The 8190-nt window shown below is 40.9% G+C and carries 5 protein-coding genes; 1 reads left to right on the top strand and 4 read right to left on the bottom strand.

Annotated features, from left to right (window positions below):
* Window positions 1-163: 163 nt before the first annotated feature.
* A complete protein-coding gene (locus BV372_RS15100; RefSeq protein WP_086687320.1) occupies window positions 164-694 on the bottom strand; it encodes a GrpB family protein in 531 nt (176 codons plus the stop codon).
* Between the two features lie 73 nt (window positions 695-767).
* Here BV372_RS15100 and BV372_RS15095 point away from each other — a divergent pair, with 73 nt between their 5' ends.
* A complete protein-coding gene (locus tag BV372_RS15095; protein ID WP_086687319.1) occupies window positions 768-1469 on the top strand; it encodes a phosphatase PAP2 family protein in 702 nt (233 codons plus the stop codon).
* A 25-nt stretch (window positions 1470-1494) separates the two neighbouring features.
* Here the strand turns inward: BV372_RS15095 and BV372_RS15090 are convergent, their stop codons facing one another.
* From BV372_RS15090 to BV372_RS15080, 3 genes are all read right to left on the bottom strand, one after another.
* Window positions 1495-1992, bottom strand: a complete 498-nt coding sequence (locus BV372_RS15090) for a DUF427 domain-containing protein (RefSeq protein ID WP_086687318.1) — start codon at window positions 1990-1992, stop codon at window positions 1495-1497.
* A 416-nt stretch (window positions 1993-2408) separates the two neighbouring features.
* Entirely contained in the window at window positions 2409-3992 is a 1584-nt protein-coding gene (locus tag BV372_RS15085) for an HlyD family efflux transporter periplasmic adaptor subunit (protein ID WP_086687317.1), read from the bottom strand.
* A 95-nt stretch (window positions 3993-4087) separates the two neighbouring features.
* On the bottom strand, window positions 4088-7084 hold the full coding sequence (locus BV372_RS15080; protein ID WP_086687316.1) for a peptidase domain-containing ABC transporter: 2997 nt from the start codon (window positions 7082-7084) through the stop codon (window positions 4088-4090).
* Window positions 7085-8190 lie beyond the last annotated feature (1106 nt).

Raw genomic sequence — 8190 nt, 5'->3', positions numbered from 1 at the left:
TAGACTTGGCTGCTGGTGAAGTTGCTCCTGTTGCGTTAACTGCTCCTGCAATCAACGGCTAATACTCAAGTCTTAGCTAAATAAAAAACGCCCTCCAGAAATGGGGGGTGTTTTTTTATGTATGAATAAAGTATTTTGTTGCAGACTCATAAATAATTAGGCGTTACATATTACATATATTTTGCGATCGCTTCCATTCCAATGCTCTTTTTTCCATATCCTTGATAAATCCGTCTTTTCCATCCACATATCCATTTATGTCGTCCGGGTACTGCTTCGCTAATTTACGCTTCAATTCACTGTATCTGTTTGCATCTTCAGGATGGGCAATCATGTAATCGCGAAACGCCAGGTGTCTTTGTAACCCAGAAAAGTTCTCGAACGTATGAACATGATGTGTCCTTTTGCCTGTTGCATCATGCTTGCGATAGAAACGACGACCTGGTAAGCCAAACTCACCCATAGCTTCATAACCTAACGCTGCCATCGCTGAATTTTGCTCATCTACCTTGGCAATGTCTTTGACCTCAACCAACATATCAATAATCGGCTTTGCGTAGATATGAGGAATTGCGGTACTGCCAATATGATGAATAGCAATGACATTTGTTCCTAGCGCCTGCGCCACTAGCTTGGATTCATCCTCAAATTTGACACGCCATGTTGGGTCATGGGGTACTACTTCTACTTTCATAAGGAACTCTCGATTCTAAAATTAAGATTAGAGTGACTAACCCTTGAGGACTTGTGGTGCTCTAAAAAACAAAATGTTCAACTCTGCTTTTTGGAGATATTTCCAATCTTTCCTAGGTTTCTTAAAGCATCTGATTGTTCGCCGTCGTGCTTCCCTGCTGCTCTTATTAATAGGAGTGTTTTTACCCCTACAAATCTTCGGGGAGTTAGCTGAGGAGGTGTGGGAAAACGAAGGTGGCTTTGCCTGGGATGTGCCTATCCTGCTAGCAATTCACTCGACAGCTCAACCTCAACTAGATGTTTTCGCTTCCACACTAACCAAATTAGGGGTATTCTGGGGTGTGTTTCCCCTTGCTAGTGCGATCGCGCTATTTCTGTTTATCAGACGTCGATGGCGCGAACTTGCTTACTTCGTCACCACCTTGCTGGGAAGCATCCTCATTAACCGAACAGCGAAGACACTGTTGCATCGAGTTCGTCCCCACCTGTGGGAATCACCCGCCCCAGAATTTGACTATGGATTTCCTAGCGGTCATGCGATGTCGAGCATGACCCTGGTAGCAGCCTTAGTGATTCTAACTTGGGGTAGTCGCTGGGGAATACTGGTTCTGATTACCGGTGGTCTGTTTGTGTTGGCAATTGGCTGGACGCGCCTATATCTAGGAGTTCACTATCCCAGCGATATTCTAGCGGGCTGGACGTCCTCAGTTGCCTGGGCAACAGGAGTCAGCCTGCTCATCAAGCCGTATCGAACCAAGCAAGCCTCAGCGGAATAAAAATTCTTGTTAGTTGCTTTAGAATTCACCATCCCCAACTACCAGGAATACCTTTAAAAGGCCCAACTATATTACTAGTGATCCAGCCACCGTAAAAGTTACCAGGTTGCGGTTGCACTTTTTCCCCATCAACATAGCAAGCATCCATAATATGAGCATAAAAAGCTACATGGTCTTTGATAGATGCAAAGCCTGGTGTGGGATTGGGATAGAACCAACCAGCATTCTGAACTTCTTTATCGCCAACACGAATACTGTAATAACCTGCACGTCCTTTCCATTCGCAGAAGCTAGATTGCGGTGTTAGGAAAAGGTATTCCATTTTGATATCCGTAGGAGGAATATAGTATACAGGTGGGTGGCTAGTTTCTAAAACACGCTTGGCAGAGTGGGTATCTACAATCGTTACCCCGTTGAAAATAATCTGAATATGTTTGCTTGTATCCTCAAGGCGTGGAGGACGAGGATAATCCCAAACTGACTCTTGTTCGGGAGAGGGTTCAATACGTTGAGGATAAACCATAATTAAAATTCAGAAACTTAGTTGAGGGTAAATATTCTCGTGCTCGGCGGATTGGCAATTTAAATACACGCTAGCTTATGTAATTATACCTGTTATATGTGAGGCTATACATACAAAGCCTGCCTACCCTACCTTGCGGGAACGCTAAGAGCGAAATTATATGCCAATACGGTTCAGATAAGAATAATTAAACGCCGATGTACGCTGATAAATCAAGATGTTTAATCAATTGATTTGATTTCCTTTAATCCAATCTACCCTTAACTGAACTGGATCGAATTGGTATTAATAAATTTATTATAAATAAGCTGTTGTACATTCTTGATGCACAACAGCACAAATCTATAGTCAATATAATCAATTAACTTGTTTGTTGTTAGCCTAATAGGCTACCAACAATCCTACACAAATATTGCCTAACGTACCTCTTTGAGGCTCTCAACTTGTTTGGTAAACAACTCAGTAAATAGACTCATTACCGAGCGTTCCTCGCGAACTTTAATATTCGCACTGATTGACATACCTGACTGTAAGTTAACTGTTTTCCCTTTAATCATTAAAGATTGTTCATCTAAACTAACTCGTGCTGGGAAGCGATAAAACTGATGTGTTTGATCTGGGGGTAATGCGTCAGAACCTATTTCGATAACTCGTCCCTTAATATCACCAAATTCGCTGAAAGGAAAGGAATCAATTCTCACATCAACTTTCATGTCTTTGCGGACGAAACCAATATCTTTGTTAGTAATGAAAACTTCTGCAATGTATTTTTCATTAGGCACAATTTGCAAAAGTTTTTGAGTAGGATTAGCTACATATCCTGGGTTTTTCGCTTGTAAATCAAAAATGGTACCGCCAACGGGAGCGCGAAGTTCTTGATATTTAACATTCAACTGCGTTTGCGAAATTTTGCTAGTCACATCTGCTAAACGCTGTTCATTTTCTAAAATAACTTTCATGAATTGACTATCGATGTCAGCAATGCGTTGTTTGTTTTGAGAGATTTTTTCTAAAATTTCTTTATCTGAAGCGGCTACGGTATTGGTTAACTGCTGCTGACCTTTTTCAATATCGAACTGGAGGCGTTTTTCTTCCTCAGATAATTGTGCTACTTCTGCACTCAGATTTTGTACCTGTTGTTGCTGGTTAAGATACTGAAGCTGAGAAATACCGCCTTCTTCTGCTAATATCTTGATTTTACCTAAAATCTTCTGCTGGATAGCTAAACTTGATTCAGTATCCTGCCTTTTAACTTGAGTTTGCGTAAGTTGTTTCCTAGTTTTTTCAACTTCCAACCTTGCCGCTGATGATCGGGAATCTAATTCTTTTCTGGCAACTTCTAGACGTTGTAGCTCATCAGTTCCTAATCCAGCTTCTGTACTATATTTTTTTAATTGATTTCGCAACAATTCATTTTCTGAAACTAAGGATGCCCGACTTTTGAGAAGAAAAGCTGTTTCTTGAGGTAATCTCCCACGCAAAAATTCTAGCTCAGATGTTGTTGCAAAACTAGCTCCCATCAAGCGGCGATAAATTTGGTTTTCTTGAAGTATTGCAGCGCGAATTTTATTTAAAGAATTTAATTCGGCGCGGGTAGCAATGGAATCAAAAGTCAGTAGTAAATCTCCAGATTTTACCTGTTGACCATCTTTGACATACACTGCTTTCACTACTCCACTAATAGGAGCTTGAACTTCTTTTACAGTTCCCTCTGGCTTTAATTGGCCTGCTGCTGGTACTACTTGCTCAATTTTGGCAAAACAAGCCCAAGCGATCCCAAAACAGGCTAACCCCATCAGAGATATCATGATTGTGCGTGACCAAATTGGAGATTGGCGAAGTACAACAGATTGCTCAAAGTTAGTTTCTTGGAAGTTAAATGCAGGCTGTTTAGGAGTTTTGGCGGCAGATGTGATTACCCGTGAATCTGTCGGTGCTTCGTTATTATGTCTTCCATTGCCATTCATGCCATTCAAATTATTTCCATTAAGTTGAGTCATAGTATTTTTAGATTTTGTATTATTAATTGTTTATTAGTTATGAATTATCAGTTATCAGTTGTTAGATTGTGCCTTGATAACTGATAACTGACTCATTACAGGTTGACTTCTTGCTGCTGATAAAGGTAACAATAATGACCTTTTGCAGCCATTAACTCTTGATGGCTTCCTTGTTCTGTAATCCTGCCATTATCCATGACGATAATTGTATCCGCATGGCTAACTGTACTGAGGCGGTGAGTAATAAAAAATACTGTACTTCCCTGGAAGTCTTGAGCTAAATTGAGGCAGACTTGTCGCTCTGTGGGGTAATCTAAAGCGCTAGTTGCTTCATCTAAAACTAATAACTTTGGTCGTTGTAACACCGATCGCGCGATCGCAATTCTTTGTCTTTGTCCACCTGAAAGCGCTGCACCCCGTTCGCCTACACGTGTATTGTAACCGTTAGGCAAACTCATGATAAATTCGTGGGCAGCTGCAATGCGAGCCGCTTCGATAATTTCTTCGGTTGTCGCATCAGGATTAGTCAGGGCAATATTTTCCTGAACTGTACCGTCAAACAATAGTGGATCTTGAGGAACTACACCCATCTGTCGCCGCAGTGAATAAAGTTCTACTTTGCCAATATCGTAACCATCAATTAAAATTCTGCCAGACTCGACCTCATAAAGTCTGAGCAGTAACTTCATCATCGTACTTTTACCAGATCCACTCTGCCCGACAATGCCGACAAATTTCCCAGCAGGGATTTCGACACTGACGTTAGAAAGTTGCAGAGGACCACTCGCTGCAAAGCGGAAGGAAACATTTTCATATTTCACTGCTCCCACAATTGCAGGTAAAGGGATGTTTTGGCGATTGCTTTCTGCTTCTTCTGGTGTATCGACAATATCGCTTAACCGTTCTAAGGATAAGGCTGTTTCTTGGAAGCTTTGCCAGAGTTGAGCCAAACGTAATATCGGGCTAGTAACATAACCGGAGATAATTCTAAAGGCGATTAATTCACCTAAGGTTAATTCGCCTTTGAGTACTAAATAAGCTCCTACCCACAACACCAGTAAACTACTGAGTTTATTAAGAAAGTTGCTGGTGGAATTAGCCAGGGTGGAAGTAACAACAGTTTTAAAACCGGCTGCTACATAACGAGCATAACGCTCTTGCCAGGAAAAGCGCGATCGCAATTCGATATTTTGCGCTTTCACTGTTTGAATCCCCGACATTACCTCAACTAAATAAGATTGAGTTTCGGAGTTCCGTTCGGCTTTACTACGCAACTGTCTACTAACGGTAGGAGATGCAATTAAAGTGATAATTACAAATACAGGAATGGTTCCCAAACCTACTAGAGTAAGTTGCCAACTGTAAAACAGCATAACGATGATATAAACCACCGAAAATACTGCATCTAAACCCACTGTTAAAGCTGTACCAGTGAGAAACTGCCGAATATTTTCTAGTTCATTGATCCGAGTTGATAATTCACCTACTGGTCGGCGTTCAAAATAGCGTAGTGGTAAGCGGAGTAAGTGGTCAATAATTTGTGACCCCAAACTCATATCAATGCGGTTGGTAGTATCGACAAATAAGTAAGTTCGCAATGTGGTTAGCACTGCTTCAAATATACCAACTACCAATAACAGCACGCCTAAAACATTCAGGGTGCTAATACTATTTTGAACGATGACTTTATCAATAATTAGCTGAATAACCAGTGGGTTAGCCAACGCTGCCAATTGCACAAAAAAGGAAGCAATAAATACTTCTATTAATACACGACGGTGGCGTGACAAATAGGGAATAAACCACCGCAAACCAAAGCGCTCTTGAGGTGTTTCGCTGGTGGGAGATACCAGCAATATCCGCACTTGAGGCGGCATAGCTTCATCGACTTCTAGTCGAGCTACTAGTTCAGCTGGTTTGCAACGCACGATGCCTTGAGATGGTACACCCACAACTACAGTATTGGCATCGGCTGCATATAAAACAGCAAAACTATCACCATAGCGAATCAATGCTGGTGTAGGAATCCGCGTAATCGCGGTAGCGGGTATATCTACCAGATTAGCCTTGAGTCCGATTAACTCTGATAGGTAAGCACAAAGCTGAAATGACACAGTACCCTGCCGTTTCATTTGCTCTGTTAAGATGCGGCGCACTACTTCCCGGCGAAACGGGATTTGTAAGTGCTTAGAGATCATTTGAAAACAGGCAAAGGCGGAATTTATCTCCCCACTACCACGGAAAAATGGATATTTTTGGTGTTTTTGTTTACCTTTTGACGCGGATGCTGGTTGTGGAACTTCTTCCTCAGTGGCGTAGGGAATATCTAATGCATCTGCAATGTGGGGTCGGGTGTCGGTTACCTGAAGCTGTACTGGCTGATTATTCAGGAAATACAAATCTGATGGATCTAAACCAATTAGTCGTACAGAATTTGGCCCTTGAACCTCGATAAGTCCGCCATCACTTACCTCTACACGCGAACCTGGTGAGTAATTCTTGACTGTACCACTACCACTTACAAACCAAATACTTTCATGATTTAGTTGATTGAATGGGGTTCTTCCGGGAGTGAGGTAATGTACCTTTGCGTCTGGTAAAGCTTGTTCTGAGAGTTCTTTGAGATTAGCACTAGCTAAAGCTTGCTGTTCTAATTGCCAACCCAGAACATCAAAGACTTCAATAATATGAGCGCGGTTTTTGCGGGTATTGGCAAAAGCTGGGTATGCAGATAGTAGCCGCAGGTATTCAACCGCACTCAAGGTTAAACAGACTATTTCTGTGGATGCGATCGCTGTTTCGCAGGCAACCTGACGCAAAAAACCAATTTCGCCTAGGATTTCTCCTGGTTGCAGCAACTTTAAGGTTACTGGCATTTGCGTCTGAGGATCGTATCCTAAAAGGCGTACTTGTCCTTCATAAATGATTGTGACTCGTTCTGGAATTACTTCTTTCCCAATAATTTTTTGACCTATGCGGTAGCGCCACGCTTGTAGGTGTTGCGAGAGATTGGCGATTTCCTCTTTAGGTAATTGGTCAAAACCTTCTACAGTGCTAAGAAATTCTTCAAAGGCGTTCTTAATATAAGTCATGCCCAATTCTGGTAATCAGTTTCAATATCTGTCTTGGTTATTGGTAATTGGCTACTAGGCCACAGGCGTATTTCCCATGACATACTACACTACACATTATGCGGCTTAAAATTTATATTGATTGCGAAGTTTTACTTAAAAAAGTTACTATACTTGCCATTTTGATGTTTACTTAATTTGCCAATTCTACTCAGCTATTAGCCAAATACGATACCCAGCGCGACATTGAGTTGATATTTCTGGGATAATTCTTTACATTTAAGTGTCTACTCTGATTATGTATACTGAATCCTGGTGAGCGCTTTTTTAACGATTGGTTTTGTCAGTAACAGCGCTATCTTTGCGGTAGCAAGGTTGGAAGCGCTTAGTTGCAAAAATGTGATCGGACCAATTGTCGAATTTGCCACTTTTATAACTTGTCTTAGACAAGATAGTGGTCAAAGATTTAGAAAACTTTGTGAGTTGGTTAAGGTGTAACCATGACATAAGGCTTACGATTACCAATGCTTTTAGAGAGGGGATGAAAAGTAACCGCCGCTCTCAGCTATATTTTTGAGAATCAACTTCAGCAAATTTACGTTTACGATATATAATTCTACTCGAAGTTAAATTTTACTTCCTCTAGTAGATGAATTTACATTTTTGGCTAAAAACTACATAGTGCTTTTATTTGCTTCCAACAAAGAAACTCCAGAATTTCTCTCAGTATTTCTGGAGTTTTCCGGAGTGGATACAGATGCTTAATACGAATCAATTTTTACTTGATTAACGCTTAATGTCCTTAGGGTATATACCGAAATATAGGTCAGGCATTTGCTGATATTGCAACACAGTTGGAATTACGAACAACTAAAGCGATCGCCATCTTCAAAATCTCACCAAAAACTTATACCCTAAAATAAAACCTCGGCTGCGCGTGCCGAGGTGAAAGAAGAAAGCTCCGAAATACCCAAATGTCAGATTTTCTTCGAGTTGTCGTAGTTCAAATATTTATGTTTGTTAGCTTTGTAAGCTTATATGAATATATTTAACATATTCTTCATATATCGTCAACTATTTGAAGTTTTTGTAAAGCAAAATTTCCAAGTCCCAAAACTGGGTGTTTA

This window comes from Nostoc sp. T09 (genome assembly GCF_002154695.1).
Lineage (GTDB): Bacteria > Cyanobacteriota > Cyanobacteriia > Cyanobacteriales > Nostocaceae > Aulosira.
The sequence above is the reverse complement of the archived record's forward strand: the minus strand, read 5'-3'. Positions and strand labels throughout refer to the sequence as shown.